The organism is Streptomyces sp. CA-251247, from assembly GCF_050952975.1.
Taxonomy (GTDB): domain Bacteria; phylum Actinomycetota; class Actinomycetes; order Streptomycetales; family Streptomycetaceae; genus Streptomyces; species Streptomyces achmelvichensis.
The window spans coordinates 6,314,875-6,334,938 of record NZ_CP191861.1 but is presented as its reverse complement, the minus strand read 5'-3'; the positions used below and the strand labels follow the sequence as shown (position 1 = coordinate 6,334,938).

Here is a 20,064-nt window from a genome sequence, read left to right as displayed (position 1 = left end):
TCCCGGCGCGGCCACGGGCATCAGCGGGCGGAGCTCTCCACGGGCTCCGCCCGCTCCGTCGTTGCCGGTGTCCCGGTCCGTACCGTCCACGACAGCAGGGCGCACAGGGCGGCGGCCGCCACCGCCACGGCGAAGGCCGCAGCCGGGCCGCCGGACTGCGCAAGCGTGCCGGACAGCATGACGGCGGCGGCCTGACCGGCGACGACACCGCTCGTCAGGAAGGCCATGCATTCGGCGAGCCGGGCGGCCGGGACACTGCGCTCGGTCAGGGCGAAGACCGTGATCAGCTGAGGCGCGTACGCGACGCCGAGCACGGTCACCACCGCGTACAGAGCGCCGAGCGAGTCCACGAACAGCAGGGGCGCCGACAGGACGATCAGCGCGGCGGTCGAGGCGCGCCAGCGGGTGGTGAGCCCGAGGCTCTGCGGGAGGGCGGCCATGGCGAGACCGGCCGCCGCGCTCATCACCCCCATGGCCGCATAGACCAGGGCCGCCTGTTCCGGCCGTCCGAGCCGGTCCGTCAGGGCGGTGATGCCGGCCTGCGAGGCGCCGAACATGGCGCCCTGGAGGACCATCGCGACCCGCAGGCCGTGGACCGCGCCGGACAGCCGGGGCTTCGCACCGGACGGGGCCGGTGCGGCCGTGCCGCCGGTTCGTGCGGCCGTCGGATGCAGGGCGAAGGCCGTGCCGCACACCGCCAGCAGCGCCGCGGCCGTCAGCAGCGCGGCCGCCGGATGGGCGAGGGCGGCCGCGATGCCGACGAGCGCGGGACCGAGGACGAACGACACCTCGTCGAGGGTCCCCTCGAAGGAGAGCACCGCGCCGGTCACCCGGTCGTCGGCGCCGGAACCGCGGGCCAGGGCCACCGAGCGACTGCGGGCCAGCGGTCCGATCTGCGGCACCGTCGCGCCCGCGAGGGCGCCGAGGAGCACCAGCAGGGCTGTTCCGGCGTCACCGAGGGCGGCGAGGACGAGCGCGGTCACCGCGACCCCGCCCGCGAGAGCGGCGGCGAGCACGACACCGCGCTGGCCGCGGCGGTCCGCCGCACGGCCGAGCAGGGGGCCACCCACCGTCTGGCCCCCTGCCAGTGCTCCCCCGACGAGCCCCGCGGCCACGAGGCTGCCACTGGTCTCGGCGACCAGCAGCAGACTGCCGAACTGGCACATCGCCGTGGGCAGTCGCCCGAGGAAGGAGATGACCGGCAGCAGCGGCCCGGTGAGGGCCACCACCTCGCGATACGTGCGGAGCATCGGGCGAACGTAGCCCGATCGGCCGACACCGGCGCAGGGACGGATGACACAGAAGCCCTCAAGGTGGGTACGTACGTTCGCATGAGGCCCACCGCCACGTACCGGCTCCAGATCCAGCCGGACTTCCCGTTCACGTCCGCCGCGGCAGCCGTGCCGTACATCGCCGGTCTCGGCGTCTCGCATCTGCATCTGTCGCCGGTGCTGGAGGCCGTGCCCGGCTCGACGCACGGGTACGACGTCGTCGATCCGACCCGGGTGCGCGAGGAGCTGGGCGGTGAGGAGGGCCTGCGGGCGCTCGCCCGCACGGCACGCGAGCACGGTCTCGGGCTCGTCCTGGACATCGTGCCGAACCACATGGCGGCCGTGCCACGGCACAACCCCGCCCTGTGGGAGGTGCTGCGGGAGGGACCGCTGTCGCCGTACGCGCCGTGGTTCGACATCGACTGGGAGGCCGGCGGCGGGAAGGTGCTGCTGCCGGTGCTCGGCGGACGGGTCGGCGACGAGCTCGGCTCCCTGAAGGTCGAGGGGGACGTGCTGCACTACGGGGAGCAGCGCTTCCCGTTGCGCGAGTCGACGTCGCACCTTCCGCTGCCCGAGCTGCTCGCAGCGCAGTGGTACCGGCTCGGCTGGTGGCGCCTCGCCCGCACCGAGCTCAACTACCGTCGCTTCTTCACGATTTCGGACCTCATCGGGGTTCGCGTCGAGGACCCGGACGTCTTCGGGGCCACGCACGCCAAGATCCTGGAGCTGGTGCGGGACGGTGTGGTGGAGGGTCTGCGGATCGACCATCCGGACGGGCTCGCCGATCCGGAGGGCTATCTGCGGCGGCTGGACGAGGCGACGGGCGGTGCGTGCTGGACCGTCGTCGAGAAGATCCTCACCGGTGACGAACGGCTTCCCGCGGGCTGGCCGGTGGCGGGCACCACGGGCTACGACGCGCTGCGGCAGCTGGACGGGCTGTTCACCGATCCGGTGGGTGCCGGGGAACTGGTCACGCTCTACCGGGAGTTCGCGGGCCCCGCGGGCGACCGCGGCGGGTACTGGGAGGCCACGATGCGCCGCGCGGCGTACCGGGTGGTCACCCACGAGCTGGCCGCCGAGACCGCCGCGCTGACCCGGCTGGCCGAGCGGGTGTGCGACCGGGATCCGGCGCTGCGCGACCATGCTCCGTGGGCCCTGCGGACGGCGATCCGGGAACTGCTGGTGCGGGTGCCGGTCTACCGCCCGTACCGCGTCGGCGGGGACGAGGTGCTCACCGTGAAGGCGGCGGCGAGCGCCAAGGGCGCCTTCGCGGTCCCTCAGGAGGGCACGGCGGTCGACGTGGTGCGCGATCTGGCGCTCGGCCGGCTCGGCGACGGCCCGGACCACGTGGCCTTCCGTGCCCGCTTCGCACAGACGTCCTCGGCCCTGCGCGCCAAGTCCGTGGAGGACACGGCGTTCTACCGCTACGTCCCGCTGATCTCGGCCAACGAGGTCGGCGGCGACCCGGGCAGCCCGGCGGTCGCCCCCGGGGACTTCCACGCCTACTGCGAACGGCTTGCGCGTGACTGGCCCGCCACCGGCACCGTGCTGACCACCCACGACACCAAGCGCAGTTCCGATGTGCGGGCCAGGATCGCGGTGCTGTCCGAGTGCCCGGACCGGTGGGCGGCCTTCGTCCAGCAGATCACGGAGGAGGCCGGCCGGCTGGAGGGCGGGCGGGCTCCCGATCCCCATCTGGCGTGGGTGGCCTGGCAGACCGCCGTCGGCTTCGGGTTCCCCTACGAGGGGCGGCTGCGGGAGGCACTGCTCAAGAGCGTGCGGGAGGCGGCGCTGCACACCACCTGGACGGAGCCGGACGAGGCGTACGAGAGGGCCGTCGCCGACTTCGTGGAGGCGGGTCCCGAGGGGCCGCCGCTGTACTCGGTGGCGCAGTTCGCCCGTGAGCTGGACCCGTTCGTGCGGGCCAATGTGCTGGGGTCCGCGCTGCTCCAGCTGACGATGCCGGGGGTGCCGGACCTCTACCAGCGCACGGAGGGCGAGTTCCTGGCCCTGGTGGATCCGGACAACCGGTACCCGTTCGGCGAGGCCGTGCCGAACGAGAAGACGGCGCTGACCCGGGCGGCGCTGCGGCTGCGCCGGGAGCGGCCGGCGGCCTTCGGCGAGTCGGGGACCTATGTGCCGCTGGCCGCGAGCGGTCCGGCCGCCGCGCACTGTGTGGCCTTCTGCCGTACGGGCGAGGTGGTCACGGCCGTCACCCGGCTCTCCAAGCGCCTGGCCGCGGCGGGCGGCTGGGAGGGGACGGAGCTGGCCCTGCCACCGGGGCGCTGGGCGGATCTGCTGGACGGGGCGCGGGAGTTCGACGGCGGCGCGGTGCCGCTGGCCACGCTGTTCGCGGACCGGCCCGTCGCGCTCCTCAGCCGCACGGCCGTACGAGAAGGCTCCGAGGGGAGCGGGTGAGCAGTCCGGTCGCCGTGGGCCGGAACCCGTCGGCCCACCGGAGGCGGGGCATCGCGCCGAAGAGCGCGCGCAGTCCGTGCTCCGCCTCCAGGGCGGCGAGCTCCACGGCGGGGCAGTCGCCCGGCCCGTAGGTCAGCTGGCCGGTGTCCTCCCGGGTGAGGTCGAACAGGTCGGGCTCCCGGAACCGGTCGGGGTCGCGGCCCGCCGCCCCGATCAGACAGGCGACGGTGGCGCCCGCGGGTATCGTGCCGCCGCTCACCCGTACCTCGATGGAGGCCCGGCGCACCACGACGAGGACGGGCGGGTCGCGGCGCAGCGACTCCTGCCAGGCGCGGCCGATCAGCCCGGGGACGCTGCGGAGCGCGGCGATGCGGTCGGGGTGGTCGAGGACGTTGGCGAAGAAGGACGCGAGGGCCATCTCGCGGACCGACAGCTGCGCGACGCACCTGCCGGCGGGACCGACGGCAGGCGCCCGTCGTCCGCGCCCGCCGAGGGCTCCCGTGGGCAGCCAGCGGCAGAACTCCTCGACCAGGTCCGCCTGTTCACGCCGGGCGATGCGGTGCGCGAGGACGTACGAGGTGCGCTCGACGACCTCCTGCATCGCCTGCGGCACGGCACCCCGGTGCCGGCCACAGGCCCGGTCGCCGGGCCGGCGGCCGTCGACGAGGCGTGGGTCGCGCAGGGCAGCGGCGACGTCGGCGTAACGGCTGAGCAGCCAGGCGCCGATGGAGGGGTCGTAGACGAGGGGATGGTCCTCGCGCAGACGGCGGTAGAGCTCGTACGGGTCCTGCTCACGGGTCTGGGAGAGCAGGCCGGGCAGGGGTGCGGGACGTGCCGTCGCGGAGGACTGGACCGGTATCAGATCGCCGGGTGCGGCAGCGTCCATCGTGACTCGTTTCCCTGAGGCCGCCGCGCGCGACTCGTCACGCGGATCCCCCCAAGGCGACCACCGGTGCGCGGTCCGCGCAGTCCGCGTGCGCCGGACGGGTGAGGAACCGGAGGGCCGGCCCGGGTGCGGCTTCGGGCCCGGTCAGGGGCAGCGTCGGTCAGCGCGCGGTGAGCCGGAAGCTCATCCGGCCGAAGCCCACCATGTCGCCCTCACGCACCACGACCGCCCCGGTCACCCGCTGCCCGTTGACGGTGGTGCCGTTGGTGGAGGCGAGATCGCGCAGGATCCACCGGCTGCCCTGCATGCTCAGTTCGGCGTGCAGCCGCGAGACGCTGTCGTGGCTCAGCCGCAGACCGTTGCCCGGGTCGCGGCCGATCCGCAGGGGGTAGGGGCCCGGTTCCGGCAGCAGCAGCGGCGGCAGCTTCTCGGCCTGCCACGCCCTGCGGAGGCGTACGAAGAACGCGGACACTCCGCCCACCGCGCCGAACAGCACCTGTGACGCGCGGTTCTCTACCCGGAGATCGGCGGTGAGCACGCTCAGTTCCTCCGGCCGGCGCGCGACCAGGGCCAGCTCCATGCGCCGCAGGAAGGTGTCGTGCGACAGCTTGCCCTGCGCGGCGCCCTCCCGGAGCACGCCGACGACACGGTCCCGCTCGGCATCCGAAAGCCGTGCGGGGTACGTGGGGAACTCGGGGGACGACGTCACGTCCGTAATTGTCGGGCCGAAAGGCCTGGGGTGTCCAGAAGAACCGGCGTTCTCATCCTTCCCGACCCACCGCTGACCTGCACGGAAGCAAACATTCCGGCCCGGGAAAACCTCGTTGCGCCTGCCCGCGCGGCTGTTACTGTCCCCCGGACCCGAACACCGAGGAGCCCTCACCCGTGACAGCTGCACCGGCGGCACACCCGGAGTTCACCGTCCGCGCGCTGAGCGGACCGGACGAACTCCCCCTGTTCCAGCGCCTTTCGTACGTTCTCGACCATGAACTCGAGGACGATCTCGCCACCGGCCGGCGGCGTCCCGAGTGGATGTGGGTCGCCCTGCGCGGGGAGCGGGTGCTCGCCCGGCTCTCCTGGTGGACGACGACCGGCGGTGACAGGCCGCTCGCCCTCGACTTCTTCGACGTCGACGACGAACTGCCCCCGGCCGAGCGGTCGGAGGCCGGGCTGCGGCTGCTGGAGACCGCGACGGCCGCGGTCGTCCCGGCAGGCGCGCCCCGGCCGGAGTACGGGCGCTTCATCCCGCCCGACTGGCGTGAGGACCCGGCGGCCCGCGCGGTGGTGGAGACCCGCACGGCCGTCCTGGAGGCGACGGGCGCACGGCAGCTGGTGGAACGGCTGCGGCTGGAGTGGCGCCCGGGAACCGCCGTGCCCGCGCCGGGCGGACGTCTGGACTTCCGCGCCGTCGCCGGCCGGGACGATCTCCTCACACTGATGACTCCGGTCATGGAGGGCACCCTCGACGTGCACGCCCGGGCCGATCTCGCCTCCGGCCTCACCGCCCGCGAGGCGGCGGAGAAGCACTACGACGAGGAGCTCGCCGGCTACACGTCGCCGCGCGCGTGGTGGCGGATCGCCCAACTGCCCGGCGGCGGAGAGCCGGTGGGCTTCGTGATCCCCGCCCGCAACAACTACAACGCGATCATCGCGTACATCGGGGTGCTGCCCGGCCATCGCGGCAAGGGGTACATCGACGAGATCCTCGCCGAGGGCACCCGCATCCTGGCCGCCGAGGACGTTCCGCGGATCCGGGCGGCCACGGACCTGGCCAATGTGCCCATGGCCAAGGCCTTCGAGCGGGCCGGGTATGTGAACTTCGAGCGGGCGCTCAATTTCGTCTGGGACTGATCCCGGGGTCCGGGGACTGCTACCGAGGCCCGGGGCATGGCAGTCGTCCCGGAGAGGTACTCCGCCGGCAGTCGCCGGGTCCGGGTGACTGTGGCCGGGTCCCGGGCGGAGGGGCCGAGCGCCGGGCTCCGGCGGGACCGGTCGCGAGTTCCCGGAGTCCCGGACCACGGGCCGGAGCTCACCCGGGAAAAACGCTGGACGGCTCGGGCCGTGCCGTCTACGGTGATCACCACGCCTGTGACGACGGAAGGAGGCGAGTGCGATGCCCACCACACGATTCCCGCGCTCCCGCCCCGTCCGCCCGGCGTTCGCAGTCTGACCGGGAGCGCATCACCCTGATCTCTTCCCGGAGGACTTCCTCATGACCGATCTGGTCATCCGCGCTCTCGACGAGAGCGACGCACATCTCTTCGACTCGCTTCCCGACCCGCTCGGCGTCGGCCGTGCGCTGTCCCGTGCCACCCACCGGCCCGAGTGGAAGCGCGTCGCCCTGCGCGACGGCAAGGTCGTCGCACGGGCCGCCTGGTGGGGCGGGCCCGACGACACGGCCCCCGTCAACGTCAACTGGTTCGATGTCGCCGACGGCGAGGAGGACGCGGGCGCCGAACTGCTGCGCACCTCCCCGCACCAGGTGGAGTACGAGCTGATCCTGCCCGCCGGCTGGCGTGAGGACCCGGTGCTGCGGGCCGCCGGTGAGAGCCGGCTGCGGGCCGCACAGGCGGCCGGGATGACGGTGCTGGTGGAACGCTTCCAGTACCGGTGGACACCGCAGAACGGGCTGCCGGCGCGGCCGGGCCGGCTGGTCTTCCGGCCGGAGCCGGACGACGAGGTGTTCCTCGACGTCCTGCGCCGGGTGCACTCGTCGACCCTCGACGCCCATGCCCTGCGCGCGATCGCGGACGGCGGTCTGGACCGGGCGGCCCAGGAAGAGCTGGACTTCTTCCACTGGTGCCCGTCACCGCGCGAGTGGTGGCAGCTGGCCCACACCCCGGACGGTGAACTGGTCGGGTTGCACATCCCGGCGCACAATCCGTCGGGGCCGTGCGTCGGCTTCATCGGGGTGGTGCCCGGGCAGCGCGGCCACGGTTACGCCTACGACCTGCTCGCCGAGTGCACGCACTTCCTGGCCGAGCGGGGCGCGGAGTTCATCGCGGGCGCCACCGACCAGGGCAACTTCCCGATGGCGGCGAACTTCACCAGGGCCGGGTACCCGGTCGTGCAGGAGCGCGTCCACCTGGAGCCGGGCTCGCAGGACTGAGGTGAGGGCCGGGGCGTCCGGAGTTCCGGGCGCCCCGGCCCCCGCGTCCTCGGCCCCTGCCTGCGCCCCCCGTCCTACTCCCCTGCCCGCTCTTGCCTACTCCGGTGCCGGCGTGCCGATCCGCTTCTCGAACCAGTGGTGGGCGTACGGCTCGTCGTTGAAGGCCGGGACCTCCTCGAAGCCGGCGGAGTGGTACAGGCCGATGGCCGCGTCGAGTGCCTTGTTGGTGTCCAGGCGCAGGAGACCGCAGCCGTGCCGGACGGCCCGCTTCTCCAGCTCCCCGAGGAACCGGCGGCCGAGACCGAGGCCCCGGGCCCGGGGTGCGACCCACATCCGTTTGATCTCGGCCGGTGCCCCGGCCGGCAGCTTCAGACCGGCGCAGCCGATGGGTTCGCCCTGCATCCGGGCGACGAGGAACAGGCCGTGCGGCGGCCGGAGTTCGCCGGCGTCGGGCAACAGACTCCTGGCAGGGTCGAAGCCGTTGTCGAAGCGCTCCTGCAGCTCGGTGAAGTAGGACCGCAGGCAGTCCCGGGCGTCGGGGCTGTCCGGGTCGACGGCGTCCAGTACGACCGTCGCGGCGGTCAGCAGGCGGTCGACCTCGGCCATGGCCGCGACCAGCCGGCCGCGCTGGGCGGGGCTGAGCGGTTCGAGCATGGAGCCCGCCAGCTCGTCGCTGCGGCCGTCGAGCACGGCGCGCTCCGCGCGGCCCGCGTCGGTGAGCCGGACGGTGCGCACCCGTCTGTCCCGGGGCTGGGGTTCCACCGTCACCAGACCGGCGGCCTCCAGCGAGCGCAGGAGACGGCTGACGTACCCGGAATCGAGCCCGAGACGCTCGCGCAGGCGCCGTACGTCCTGGCCCCGGTCGTCGATCTCCCAGAGCAGCCGGGCCTCGCCGATGGGCCGGTCGCGGCCCAGATAGTGGTCCTGGAGCGCGCCGACGCGTTCGGTGACGGTGCGGTTGAACCGTCGCACCTGTCCGATCTGCGTCGCATCCATTCTCTGACTTTAGTCAGAGAATGACGAGGGGTCCAGTGCGGCCCTCACCGTGGCCGAACGGCGTGCTGGGCTGCGATCGCGTCCCGGTACCAGGCGTACGAGGCCTTGGGAGTGCGCTCCATCGTCGCGTAGTCGATGTGGACGAGGCCGAAGCGCTGCGAGGCGCCCTCGACCCACTCGATGTTGTCGGTGAGCGACCAGGTGAAATAGCCGCGCACGTCGACACCCTCACCGATGGCCCGGTGAAGTGCCCGCAGATGCGCGTCCAGGAACGTGATCCGGCGCCGGTCGTCGAGCCCGTCGTAGGAGCAGCCGTTCTCCGTGATGTACACCGGCGGCAGGCGGTCGCCGTAGCGGTCCTTGAGGTGGACCAGCATCTCGCGCAGTCCGTCGGGGACGACGGGCCAGCCGAAGGCCGTGCGCTCCTCGCTCGGTGTCTCCCGCAGCCCGAAGGGCAGTTCGGCCGGCATACCGACGCCCGCGAAGTCACCGAGCGCGTCCTGGGCGGGGGCTCCGACGAGCATGGGGTGGTAGTAGTTCACGCCGTACCAGTCGAGCGGAGCGGCGATGACGGCGAGATCCTCGGCGACCGGGCCGGGCATCAGCGCGGCGACGTTCTCGTCGGGGTAGGCGCCGGTGAGGATCGGGTCGGCGAAGAGCCAGTTGGTCAGCGTGTCGTAGAGGTCCGCGCCGAACCGGTCCTCCTCGCTGGTGCCCGCGGCCCGTACGGGCGAGTGCGACACGGCGATGCCGATGTTCGTCGCGCCGGCCGCCCGCAGGGCCGCGACCCCGAGTCCGTGGGCGAGCAACTGGTGGTGGGCCGCGGGCAGGGCGTCGAACAGCAGCTGCTTGCCGGGGGCGTGCTCGCCGAGTGCGTAGCCGAGCAGGGTGACCTCGGCGGGCTCGTTGACGGTGATCCACAGGGGGACGCGGTCCGCGAGCCGGTCGGCGACCGCGGAGACGTAGTCGGCGAAGCGGTACGCGGTGTCCCGGTTCATCCAGCCTCCCGCCTCGTCCAGCGGGAGCGGGGTGTCCCAGTGGTAGAGCGTGGGCGCCGGGGTGATGCCGTTCGCGCACAGTTCGTCGACGAGCCGGTCGTAGAAGCCGAGCCCGGCCGCATTGACCGGACCGCTGCCGCCGGGCACCACCCGCGGCCAGCTGACGGAGAACCGGAAGGCGTCCGCGCCGAGCCCGGCGAGCAGGGCGACGTCCTCGCGGTAGTGCTCGTGGAAGCCGGTGCCGCGCGAGGCGTCGGAACCGTCCTTGATACGGCCCCGGGCCGCGAAGGCGTCCCATCCCGACGGCCCCTTGCCGTCGGTGTCCGCGGCCCCTTCCGTCTGGAAGGCGGAAGCGGAGGCGCCCCACAGGAAGCCGGGCGGAAAGGCGGGCAGCGGTGGCATGGAGCTGGCCGATGACATAGCCGTTGACCTTAATGGCCGCAACGTCACCCCCTCCAGACCCCGGCCTTGTCAGGATGGGGGTCGGCATCGACGACGAGGGGACCGCCAGTGCTGTTCGAGGTATGGGCACCGCAGGCCGAGGAGCAGGTCACGCTGCGGCTGGAGGGCGCCGAGCGCCCGATGGCCCGGGACGCAGAGCGCAGGGACTGGTGGACCGCCGAGGCGGAGGCCGACGACGGCGCCCGGTACGGCTTCTCGCTGGACGGCGGCCCGGTGCTGCCCGACCCCCGCTCGCGCCGTCAGCCCGACGGCCCGGACGGCCCGAGCGCGCTGGTGCGGCAGGACACCTATGTGTGGCGCCACGCCTGGAACGGGAAAGAGCTGCGGGGTGCGGTGCTGTACGAGCTCCACATCGGCACGTACACCCCCGCGGGAACGCTCGACGCGGCGGTCGAACGGCTCGGCGAACTGGCCGAGTTGGGCATCACCCACATCGAGCTGATGCCGCTCTGCCCGTTTCCCGGGGTGCACGGCTGGGGCTACGAGGGGGTGTCGCTGTGGGCCGTGCACGAGCCGTACGGCGGACCGGAGGCACTGAAGCGCTTTGTCGACGCAGCCCACTCGCACGGCCTCGGCGTGGTGCTGGACGTGGTCCACAACCACTTCGGCCCGTCCGGCAACTACCTGCCCGCCTTCGGTCCCTACCTCACCGACACCCACACCACGCCCTGGGGCTCGGCGGTCAACCTCGACGCCCCCGGCTCGGACGAGGTCCGCGCCTTCCTGCTCGGCAGCGCGCTCGCCTGGCTGAGGGACTACCGGCTGGACGGCCTGCGCCTCGACGCCGTGCACGCCCTGGTCGACCACCGGGCGCTCACCTTCCTGGAGGAACTCGCGGCCGCGGTCGACGGACTCTCCGCCGAGGTGGGGCGCCCGTTGTTCCTCATCGCCGAGTCGGATCTGTGCGACCCGCGCACGACGACACCGCGCGACGCGGGCGGTATCGGCCTGCACGCCCAGTGGAACGACGACTTCCACCACGGCCTGCACACCGCCCTGACCGGCGAGTCCCAGGGCTACTACGCCGACTTCGCCGCAGCGCCCCTCGCGGCCGTCGCCAGGACCCTCACCCACGGCTTCTTCCACGACGGCACGTACTCCAGCTTCCGCGGCCGCGCACACGGCCGCGCCCTGGACGTGGCCGCCACGCCCGCCCACCGCTTCCTCGGCTACGCCCAGACGCACGACCAGATCGGCAACCGGGCACTCGGCGACCGGCTCTCGGCCTCCCTCTCCCCCGGGATGCTGGCCTGCGCGGCCGCGCTGGTCCTGACCGGGCCGTTCACCCCGATGCTGTTCATGGGCGAGGAGTGGGGCGCCCGTACACCCTGGCAGTTCTTCACGGACCACACCGACCCGGAACTCGCCGAAGCCGTACGCAACGGCAGGCGGCGGGAGTTCGGAGAGCACGGCTGGGCGGAGGAGGAGATCCCTGACCCGCAGGACCCGGCCACCCGCGATCGCTCCTGCCTGGACCGCGCGGAACGCGACCGCGACCCGCACGCCCGGCTGCTGGCCTGGCACCGCGAACTGATCGCCCTGCGCCACGCCCAGTCGGACCTGGCGGACCCGGATCTGGCCGCGGTGAAGGTGGCGTTCGACGAGCAGGCCCGCTGGCTGGCCTACCGACGCGGCGATCTGCGGGTCGCGATCAACCTGTCGAAGGAACCGGCGGCGATCCCGCTGGGGGGCGGGGGGAGGGTGCTGGCGGCGTGGGAGTCGGTCGAACCGCCGGGCGGGGACGGGATGTTGCACCTGCCGGCGGAGTCGTGTGTGGTGCTGGCGGACGGGTGAGGCCTCCGCACGCCGGTGCGGCTCTCCCGCTGCGGAGCGGGCGCCGTCAGTCCATCAGGTCCGGCCAGATGGTGAAGTCCCTGTCGTCCACGACGTCCTCACCGAGGCCGAGCTCGTCGCCGAGCGCGAGGTAGCGTTCGTACCGGGCCTCGCTGATCGGCACGGAGTACGCCTTCAGGGCCCGGAGCAGCAGCCGGAAACCCAGGTCGGCCTCGACGTCCGCTGCCTGTTCCATGGCCGGGACGACACCGTCGAGCGCGTTGTAGGGGTGGTGGGCGGTGGCCTGCTCCAGGGCAGGCCCGACCGACCTGATCTCGGTCCGGACCGCCTCTTTCGTCGCGTCGTCCACGATCGGTGCGACAGCCTCGGGCTCGAAGGAGGGGTCGTCGCGCCGGATCCGGTCGGTACAGATGTCCGCGATCTGGCGCAGCCACGCCCGCCCGTCGATCCCAAGGCGCTCCACGTCGAATTCGCGGAACGTCCCTGCCAACCACAGGATCTCGATGTCCCGGCCGGCCAGCGGTGAGTCCAGGAGGACAAGACAGTCCCGCAGTAGCTGATGGGCGAACGCCCCGTCGAACCGGTCGGCAACGCTCGTGACGACGTCCAGGCCGGCGGTCTCACTGATGACCAACGGGTAGCGGATCCACTTGATCAGCCCGCTGAGTCCGATGTCGACACCGAGGTGCCGGTGTGACAGCGTCATGGTTCCGTCTCCTGCTTCGGGTGGGGGGTGTGTATCGGCGTCCGGTCGACTGCCTCCTCGCGGCGACAGAGGGGCTCAGCCGCTCATGCCGGGCTGGGCGGCAACCGCTCGTCAATATGGCCGTCGCCGTAGCCCAGTTGATCGGCAATCGACTTGTACCGGGTGCGCGTGCCCTCGGTGATGGTGATCTCGCACGCACCGACAATCTGCAGGAACAGGCGAAAACCCAGGTCGGGATCGACGGCCATGACCACCTCTTGCAGCGCCGCCACGGCGTTCCGCAGTGTCGCGGCGCCGGTCTCTTCGGTCCTGTCCGTCAAGTTCGGGACCATCTGCCTGACCTCCGCAAGGACCGTCTGCGCCAACTCGGTCCGGGCGGGCGACACGACGGGGGTGTAAGCGGGGTCGACGTTCTCCAGGTGCTCACGGCACACTTCGGCGATTTGCCGGAGCCATGTCCGGCCGTCCGCGTCGAACTCGTCGGTGTTGTTCCACCGTCCCGAAGCCGCCCGCCACAGCGCGGTGACAGCGTCGTCCGGCAGAGTGGAATGCAGCAGCCGTTGCACATCTTCCAGCAGCACGGACGCGTAGGAGCCGGGAACGTATCCGGAGTCGGCAGTGGTGACGTTCTCGACGTTCTCCCGCACGGTGCCGACGTACGGCCACCCGGATCCCTGGAAGACGGCCGCCAGGATCGGGAGCCCGAAGCGCCCCAGCTCGAAGTCACGCCGACTCGAATCGATCGGTGCCCACGACACGTTCAGATCCTCGTAGACGGCGGCTGCCGGATAGGCCAGTCGTTCACCGATCGTCATCAGCCGGTCGTACTGCTCCATCCCGATCGGGACGGAGTACGCCTTGGCCGCGCGCAGCAACATACGCAGACCCAGGTCGGCGTCGACCTGAGCCACCACCTGATGCAGCGCCGCGACAATGCCGGTGACCGCGACAGCCTTTTCCAGGCCGGCTGCGGCCCGGTCGATCTCCGCCGCCACGGTTGCGCGCAGTTCCTCCTCGGCTGCCACCGGTCGTTCCGCGTCCAGGACCATCGCCTCGATCGGGTCCCTCTCCCGCACCCGCGGCGGGCATACATCCGAGATGCGGCGCAGCCAGGCGCGCACATCCGAACCCAGCTCAACCGGATCGAAACACCTTCGCGCGGCAGCCAGCCACACGGCATGGATCGTCCTGTCCGGAAGCGAAGAATCCAGCAGCAGCCGTACGTCCTTACCGAGCTGATCGTCCTCGTCCTCCTCGGCCGCCTTCGCAGCGAGGGCGAGCACCACCGGGTCGTCGAGACGCAGGTTCGTACGGGAAGAGAGGGTTTCCGCGAGGCCGCTGAGCCCGAAGTCCGCGCCGAAGTCGTCGTAGTACACCTCGCGAGGCTGAACCATCACACACCTTTCGCCGGGCACAGGCTCACCGAGGCATGACCTGGAGCGTGCCGTCATCGACAACCAACTCGTGGTACCCGAACCGCTCGCCCAGTTCGCGGTACCGGAGGTGCTGCGACTCGCTGATGTAGATCAGATACGCCTTGAGGACCCGCAGGAAGAGCCGGAACCCGAGATCGGGGTCGACCTCGGTGACGAGCCGTTCCAGCGCCGGAACCACGTCCGGCACGCTCAGGTAGGGATGGTCGGCGGTGGCACGCGCCAACTCGGGCGCGAACGCGCGCACCTCGGCGAGAACCGCATCCTTGAGGTCCCCGAGGTCCGGATCGCAGGGAGTCACCGGAGGGAGGTCGTGGGATCGCGGTTCGTCCCGGCGGATGCGTTCCTCGCAGACGTCCACGATCTGGCGGAGCCAGTCGCGTCCGTCGATCCATCGCTCATCCGGGACAAACTCAGAGCGCACGGCCGCGCACCACAGAATGTCGATCACCCTGGTCGGCAGGGGTGACTCCAGCAGCCTGACAGCGTCTTCCCGGAGGGTGGGTGCGTAGGCACCCTCCCCCCCAGTCCGCGGCAGCGACGACGAGTTCCAGCGGAGTGAACTCGAAGAGGCTGCCGAACCATTTAGTGAGACCGCTGAAACCGAAGTCGATCCAGACGTCCTTGCGATCCATTGCCTTACGGCTCTCATTCCGGGTGCGATGTGGAAACCAGATGGCCGGGCTTGTGCAGGGGGCGAATCGTCCAGCCTCGAAGTCTGGTGCTGCTAGGTGCCAGGTTCCACGAGGTAGTCGATTGCACTCACCACGTACTCCCCGCAGTGGAAGTCCTTTCCCAACGCCTGCAACCTTTCGTACTGCCCCTTGGACAGATACAGATAGTTCGCAGCAGAGCCGCCTGACAGGCACGATCCGACGAAATCACCGTCTGCCCAAGGCCGTTCGCACGAAAGCGACGACCGCCTCCACGAGCGACCCGAGGTCGTCCGTATCCCTCCCCCGTGGCGGCACCGTTCCCCCGGCCGCCGACCGATACGCGTACGTCACGGCAGAGCGGTCAAGGACCGCCTCGCGTATGCGGTGGACACCATAGGCACAGGCCAACACCCCCGAGCAAGGCATTACTTGACCACCCCGTCAGCCCAGCCGCACATCCTCCCCCCGCGCGTGCACCGTCACCCCCGACTCCCCCACCGTCACCTCCGTCGGGCTGAGACCCGCCGGCAGGTCCGGCACCACGCGGTCCCGTTCCGCGAAGGCCCGGGCGATCCGGGGAGCGGAGGGGTCGAGCGGGCGTCCCGCGAACGAGGCCGACACCGGGACCGCCGTGATGGTGCGTCCGGTGAGCCGCAGTTCCGCCGTCACGGTCAGGGGGAGGCCGCGCACCCCCTCGATCCGCAGCCGTCCGTCCTCGTCGGCGGAGAGCGACGCGGCCCCGCCGGAACCGCCGCCCAACGAGTCGAGCGGCACCGTGAATCGTCCGTCCGCGCTCGCCGCCGTATAGGTGCCGGCCTTCTCCGTCACGGTGTGCAGTTCTATCGCCGCACTCACGGGCTGCTCCTCGGCCGTGACCGCGTCGGCCCGCACCGACACCTGCGGGAAGGTTCCGCGGGCCGCGTCCAGGAGGAAGGGGAAGCCGTCGATCCGTACCTGCGGGGTGCCGACCACCGCGGTGCTCACGGCGGCGACCCGGTCGGCGATCCGTCCCTCGGCGACGCCGGCGGCGACGCGGTCGGCAACGGGCAGAGCGGCGAGTACGGCGCACAGCGCGAGAACGGTCCAGCGGCGTCGGCCGCGCCAGGTCGGGAACAGGCGGGTCACGACGCACCTCCGTCGCCCGCGAAGGCCGCATCGGCGACCGCGTCCTTGCGGGGTCGCGCCGGACCGTGGCCGTCGTCCTCGATGTCCATGTGCGGCAGCAGCCGGTCCAGCCAGGCGGGCAGCCACCAGTTGACGCGGCCGAGCAGGATCATCGTGGACGGGACGAGAATGCCTCGGACCACCGTCGCGTCCAGGGCCACGGCGGCGGCCAGGCCGATGCCGAACATCTTCACCACCGGGTCGTCGGACAGCACGTAGCTCAGGAAGACGCTGACCATGATCAGTGCCGCGGAGGTGACGATCCGGCCGGTCCCCGCCAGGCCGCTGATCACCGCACGGCGGTTGTCGCCGTCGCGTACATAGGCCGCCCTGATGGCGCTGAGCAGGAACACCTCGTAGTCCATCGAGAGCCCGAACAGCACGGCGAACATCAGCAGCGGTACGTAGCCGGGTATCGGGACGGCCCCCTCCAGGCCGATCAGTTGCGCGCCCCAGCCCCACTGGAAGACCGCGGTCAGCACGCCGTAGGCGGCCGCCACGGACACCAGGTTCAGCACCGCGGCCTTCACCGCGATGACCGGGGAACGGAAGGCAGGCAGCAGGAGCAGTCCTGCGACCGCCAGGACGAAGCCGACCACCAGCGGCATCCGCCGGGCCAGGCGTTCGTTGAGGTCGGCCTGAGCTGCCGTCGCGCCGCCGACATGCGTGACGAGTCCACTGCCGGCCGTGGCCTCGGGCAGGGTGTCCTCGCGCAGCCGGTGCACGAGAGCGGCGGTGTCCGGATCCCCGGGCGCGGTCTCGGGGGTGACCTGCCAGCGGGCGTGGCGGCCGTCGGCGGCCAGTTCGGCCGGTGCGACCGCGGCGACGCCGGGGGTCGCCCGCAGCGCGCCGACGACCGGGGCGAGCCTCGGGTCGTCGGGTGCGGCCGCGGGGTCGGACAGGGTGCCGGTGACCTGGAGCGGCCCGTTGGCGCCGGGGCCGAAGGCCGCCGCGGTCCGGTCGTACGCGGTACGGCTCGCCGTACCCACGGCCCGGTCACCGCCATCGAGTTGACCGAACGTCAGGTGGGCGGCGGGTGCGGCCAGGACACCCGTCAGGACGAGCCCGGCCGCCAGGCAGCGCCACGGCCGGGCGGCGACGTACTCGGCGATACGTCCCCAGCCGGGCGGGCGGGCGTCGGCGCCGGTGTCGCTCTCCACCGGCCGCGATGCGGAACGCTTCGATGCGAGCTTGGGTATGAACCTCGGTACGCGTATCGGTACGGGCTTCGGTGTCAGCCTGGGCCCGAGCAGCGCCAGCACCGCCGGCAGCAGCGTCAGTGTGGCCGCCACTGCGACCAGTACGGCGATCCCTGGTGCCAGGGCCAGAGCGTGCAGCAGAGGCAGCCCGCCCAGAGAGAGACCGGCGAGCGCGGCGATGACCGCGGCTCCGGCGAAGAGCACCGATTTACCGGAGCCGGCCATGGTGCGTGCGACCGCGTCCTCCACGCCCGCCCCGGCGGCCAGCAGTTCACGGAACCGGGTCAGACAGAACAGCGTGTAGTCGATGCCCACGCCGAGGCCGATCATCGCCGCGATCGTGGTGCCCGACGACGGCATGTCGACGACGTGCCCCACCAGCCCGACCACACAGAGGGAGCCGGCCAGCCCCAGCGCACCCGTGAGCAACGGCACCCCGGCCGCCACGAGACTGCCGAACCCCACGGCGAGGACGACGAAGGCGGCGGCGAGCCCGATGATCTCGCTGTGTCCGGTGGAGCCCTTGTCCTCGGCCTCGGCGAGGTCGCCGCCCGGCGTGACCTCGATGCCCGCGTCGGTGGCAGGGCCGGCCGCGTCGACGATGCCGCGGGTGATGACAGGCGTGATGTCCCGCCCGGTGAGGTCGAGTTCGACCAGCATCCGGCCGGTACGGCCGTCGGCGCTGAGGGCGCTCGTGCCCGACCGGCCGTAGGGGGTGGTGACGGCCACGACATGGTCCACGTCGGCGATGGCCCGCGCCGCCGCCTCGACCGCCGCCCGCTGTGCCGGGGAGGTCAGCCCCGCCTCCCCGGACGCGGTGTGGAGGAGGACGGGCTGGGGCCCGGAGGCCGCGTCGCCGAACGTCTCGCCCACGTCGCGGGCCGCCTGGCTGTCGCTGCCCGGGATGGTGACGGCCTCACTGGTGACCGTTCCGAAGACCCCGACGGCGGCGGCCAGGGCGGTGAGCAGCAGCAGCCAGGCGGCCACGGTTCGCTTGGGTCTGCGGGCGCACCAACGCCCGACGGACAGGAGCATCAGGATTGCGGCCCTTTCGTACGAAACTCATTGCACTCGGCGTGCAATCAGAACCGTTGCATCGCGAGTGCAACAATGTCAACAGCGAGACTTCAGGAGGGACCGTGGTGAAGCAGCCGGCGCGACAGTCACCGGACGGCGGCGAGACGCGTGCCCCGGGCCGGAGCCCGGGCGGCAGCGAGGGACGCACTCCGCCGGGCCGGGCCCAGGGCGGCAGCGAGGGGAACACCCCCGCCCGCGCTCCGGACGGCCGTACCGAGCGCGGACGGCAGACGCGCGAGAAGATCGCCGACGCTCTGCTGGCGCTGCTCGACGAGGGCGAGGCGCACTTCTCCGCGGACCGGGTCGCCGAGCGGGCCGGTGTGTCCCGGCGGTTGGTGTTCCATCACTTCGCCGACATGTCCCAGGTGATCGACACCGCGATCACCCGCCGGCTGGAGCAGCTGTTCGCACAGATCAAGCCGCTGCCGACGGACGGTCCCCGCAGTGCGCGCGTCGCGGCGATGGCCGAACAGCGCGCCCGGATCCTGGAGTGGATGACCCCGACACGGCTGGCGATCATGCGCCAGGACCAGCCGTCGGAACGCGTCGAGCAGGTGACCCGTGAGGTCTACGACTTCGCGCGCGATCGCCTGGCCGAGATCTTCGCCGTCGAACTCGACCGGCTGCCCGCGGACCGCCGGGCGGATCTGCTCAACGGGCTGGACGGGGTGACCACCTGGGGCGCCTGGTACCACTGGCGCAGCAGCGGCCTGGACACCGCGACGGCCCGCCGCGCCATGGAGACGACCGTGCACGCGCTGCTCGCGACGACGGACACGCCCGCGTCGGCGTCGGCACCGACCCCGTAGATCTCCCTGCGCCGGCGACACCGGGCGAGGCCGGGTCTTGCCATCGAGAGTGCTCCAACTCCTAGTCTCGGGGCATGAAGCAACTCAATCTCGGCAGGACGGGTCTGCGCGTCAGCGAACTGTGCCTCGGCACCATGAGCTTCGGCGACGACACCGGCGGTCATGGCGCCCTCGACGCCTTCACCGAGGCGGGCGGCACCTTCATCGACACCGCCGACATGTATGCGCGAGGAGGCTCCGAGGAGATCCTGGGGCGCTGGCTGAAGGGACGCCGCAGGGACGACCTCGTCATCGCGACCAAGGTGTGGGGGCGGATGGGCGAGGCGCCGAACGACGGTGGCCTCAGCCGCAAGCACATCATCGCCGCGGTGGAGGCCAGCCTGCGGCGGCTCGGCACGGACTACATCGACCTCTACCAGACGCACATCTGGGACGCGACGACCCCGCTCGAGGAGACCCTCGCGACGCTGGACACGCTCGTGCGGTCGGGCAAGGTCCGCTACGTCGGCACCAGCAATGTGACGCCGTCCCAGCTCCAACGCGCGCTGGACCTGGCGCAGTTCCGCGGCTGGGAGCCGTACGTCAGCCTCCAGCCGCGCTACAACCTGCTCAGCCGCGAACTGGAGTGGGAACTGGCGCCGATGTGCGAGGAGCAGGGCGTCGCCGTCATCCCGTGGAGCCCCCTCGCTGGCGGCTGGCTGACGGGCAAGTACCGGCGCGGCATGGAGTCCGTGCCCGCCGGTTCGCGTGAGGCCTACTTCCAGGAGCAGTCGGGCAAGGAGGGCTGGCGCGAGCGTGACACCGAGGAGACCTGGCGGACGCTGGACGCGGTGGACGAGGTGGCGCGGGAGACCGGCCGTACGGCGTTGCAGGTGTCGCTGCGGTGGCTGATGCAGCAGCCGGCGGTGACCGCGCCCATCATCGGCCCGCGGAACGCGGAGCAGTTGAAGGAGAACCTCGGGGTGGTCGAATTCGAGCTGACGGAGGCGCAGTTGGCGCGGCTGGACGAAGCAAGCCGCAGGCCACTGCCGTATCCGTACGAGATGCTGGCGCGGCTGTCGCACCACGACCCGCGGTAGGCCCCGG

Annotated in this window: 16 protein-coding genes; 6 read left to right on the top strand and 10 right to left on the bottom strand. The window is 72.0% G+C overall.

Annotated elements, in window-relative coordinates; all coding sequences use genetic code 11:
* Positions 1–20 precede the first annotated feature (20 nt).
* A complete protein-coding gene (locus tag ACQPWZ_RS28100) occupies positions 21–1,250 on the bottom strand; it encodes an MFS transporter (RefSeq protein WP_433572686.1) in 1,230 nt (409 codons plus the stop codon).
* Between the two features lie 81 nt (positions 1,251–1,331).
* Here ACQPWZ_RS28100 and treY point away from each other — a divergent pair, with 81 nt between their 5' ends.
* A complete protein-coding gene (gene treY, locus ACQPWZ_RS28095) occupies positions 1,332–3,689 on the top strand; it encodes a malto-oligosyltrehalose synthase (RefSeq protein WP_433572685.1) in 2,358 nt (785 codons plus the stop codon).
* Here the strand turns inward: treY and ACQPWZ_RS28090 are convergent.
* Positions 3,646–4,575, bottom strand: coding sequence for a cytochrome P450 (locus ACQPWZ_RS28090; RefSeq protein WP_433572684.1), 930 nt, complete (start codon positions 4,573–4,575; stop codon positions 3,646–3,648). The genes treY and ACQPWZ_RS28090 overlap by 44 nt on opposite strands.
* A gap of 160 nt (positions 4,576–4,735) precedes the next feature.
* Entirely contained in the window at positions 4,736–5,284 is a 549-nt protein-coding gene (locus ACQPWZ_RS28085) for a DUF1707 and FHA domain-containing protein (RefSeq protein ID WP_340476038.1), read from the bottom strand.
* A gap of 176 nt (positions 5,285–5,460) precedes the next feature.
* Between ACQPWZ_RS28085 and ACQPWZ_RS28080 the strand changes: the two genes are divergently transcribed.
* On the top strand, positions 5,461–6,426 hold the full coding sequence (locus ACQPWZ_RS28080) for a GNAT family N-acetyltransferase (protein ID WP_433572683.1): 966 nt from the start codon (positions 5,461–5,463) through the stop codon (positions 6,424–6,426).
* Between the two features lie 361 nt (positions 6,427–6,787).
* Positions 6,788–7,684 carry a GNAT family N-acetyltransferase gene (locus ACQPWZ_RS28075; protein ID WP_433572682.1) on the top strand — a complete coding sequence of 299 codons (897 nt, stop codon included), beginning with the start codon at positions 6,788–6,790 and terminating at the stop codon, positions 7,682–7,684.
* 96 nt (positions 7,685–7,780) lie between these two features.
* Here the strand turns inward: ACQPWZ_RS28075 and ACQPWZ_RS28070 are convergent, their stop codons facing one another.
* Positions 7,781–8,680, bottom strand: coding sequence for a helix-turn-helix domain-containing GNAT family N-acetyltransferase (locus ACQPWZ_RS28070; protein ID WP_356702250.1), 900 nt, complete (start codon positions 8,678–8,680; stop codon positions 7,781–7,783).
* Positions 8,681–8,724: 44 nt separating this feature from the next.
* Positions 8,725–10,098, bottom strand: a complete 1,374-nt coding sequence (locus ACQPWZ_RS28065; protein ID WP_433572681.1) for a GH1 family beta-glucosidase — start codon at positions 10,096–10,098, stop codon at positions 8,725–8,727.
* Positions 10,099–10,188: 90 nt separating this feature from the next.
* Between ACQPWZ_RS28065 and treZ the strand changes: the two genes are divergently transcribed.
* Positions 10,189–11,934 (top strand): malto-oligosyltrehalose trehalohydrolase, encoded by a 1,746-nt coding sequence (gene treZ, locus ACQPWZ_RS28060; protein ID WP_433572680.1) that lies wholly within the window; start codon positions 10,189–10,191, stop codon positions 11,932–11,934.
* A gap of 46 nt (positions 11,935–11,980) precedes the next feature.
* On the opposite strand, the gene ACQPWZ_RS28055 is transcribed toward treZ, so the two are convergent.
* The 5 genes from ACQPWZ_RS28055 to ACQPWZ_RS28035 form a co-directional block, all read right to left on the bottom strand.
* Positions 11,981–12,640: a hypothetical protein gene (locus ACQPWZ_RS28055; RefSeq protein ID WP_433572679.1), complete on the bottom strand. Its 660-nt coding sequence runs from the start codon at positions 12,638–12,640 to the stop codon at positions 11,981–11,983.
* Between the two features lie 83 nt (positions 12,641–12,723).
* A complete protein-coding gene (locus ACQPWZ_RS28050; protein WP_433572678.1) occupies positions 12,724–14,016 on the bottom strand; it encodes a hypothetical protein in 1,293 nt (430 codons plus the stop codon).
* 43 nt (positions 14,017–14,059) lie between these two features.
* Positions 14,060–14,497, bottom strand: coding sequence for a hypothetical protein (locus ACQPWZ_RS28045; RefSeq protein ID WP_433572677.1), 438 nt, complete (start codon positions 14,495–14,497; stop codon positions 14,060–14,062).
* Between the two features lie 673 nt (positions 14,498–15,170).
* Complete coding sequence (locus tag ACQPWZ_RS28040) at positions 15,171–15,854, bottom strand: LmeA family phospholipid-binding protein (protein WP_433572676.1); 684 nt, start codon at positions 15,852–15,854, stop codon at positions 15,171–15,173.
* A complete protein-coding gene (locus ACQPWZ_RS28035; RefSeq protein ID WP_433572675.1) occupies positions 15,851–18,127 on the bottom strand; it encodes an MMPL family transporter in 2,277 nt (758 codons plus the stop codon). Before ACQPWZ_RS28035 ends, ACQPWZ_RS28040 begins: the two co-directional genes overlap by 4 nt.
* A 104-nt stretch (positions 18,128–18,231) precedes the next feature.
* Between ACQPWZ_RS28035 and ACQPWZ_RS28030 the strand changes: the two genes are divergently transcribed.
* Both ACQPWZ_RS28030 and ACQPWZ_RS28025 read left to right on the top strand, forming a co-directional pair.
* Positions 18,232–18,978, top strand: coding sequence for a TetR/AcrR family transcriptional regulator (locus ACQPWZ_RS28030; protein WP_433572674.1), 747 nt, complete (start codon positions 18,232–18,234; stop codon positions 18,976–18,978).
* A 74-nt stretch (positions 18,979–19,052) separates the two neighbouring features.
* The gene (locus tag ACQPWZ_RS28025) at positions 19,053–20,057 is read left to right on the top strand and encodes an aldo/keto reductase (protein ID WP_340476022.1); all 1,005 of its coding nucleotides are present in this window, start codon (positions 19,053–19,055) and stop codon (positions 20,055–20,057) included.
* Positions 20,058–20,064: the final 7 nt, after the last annotated feature.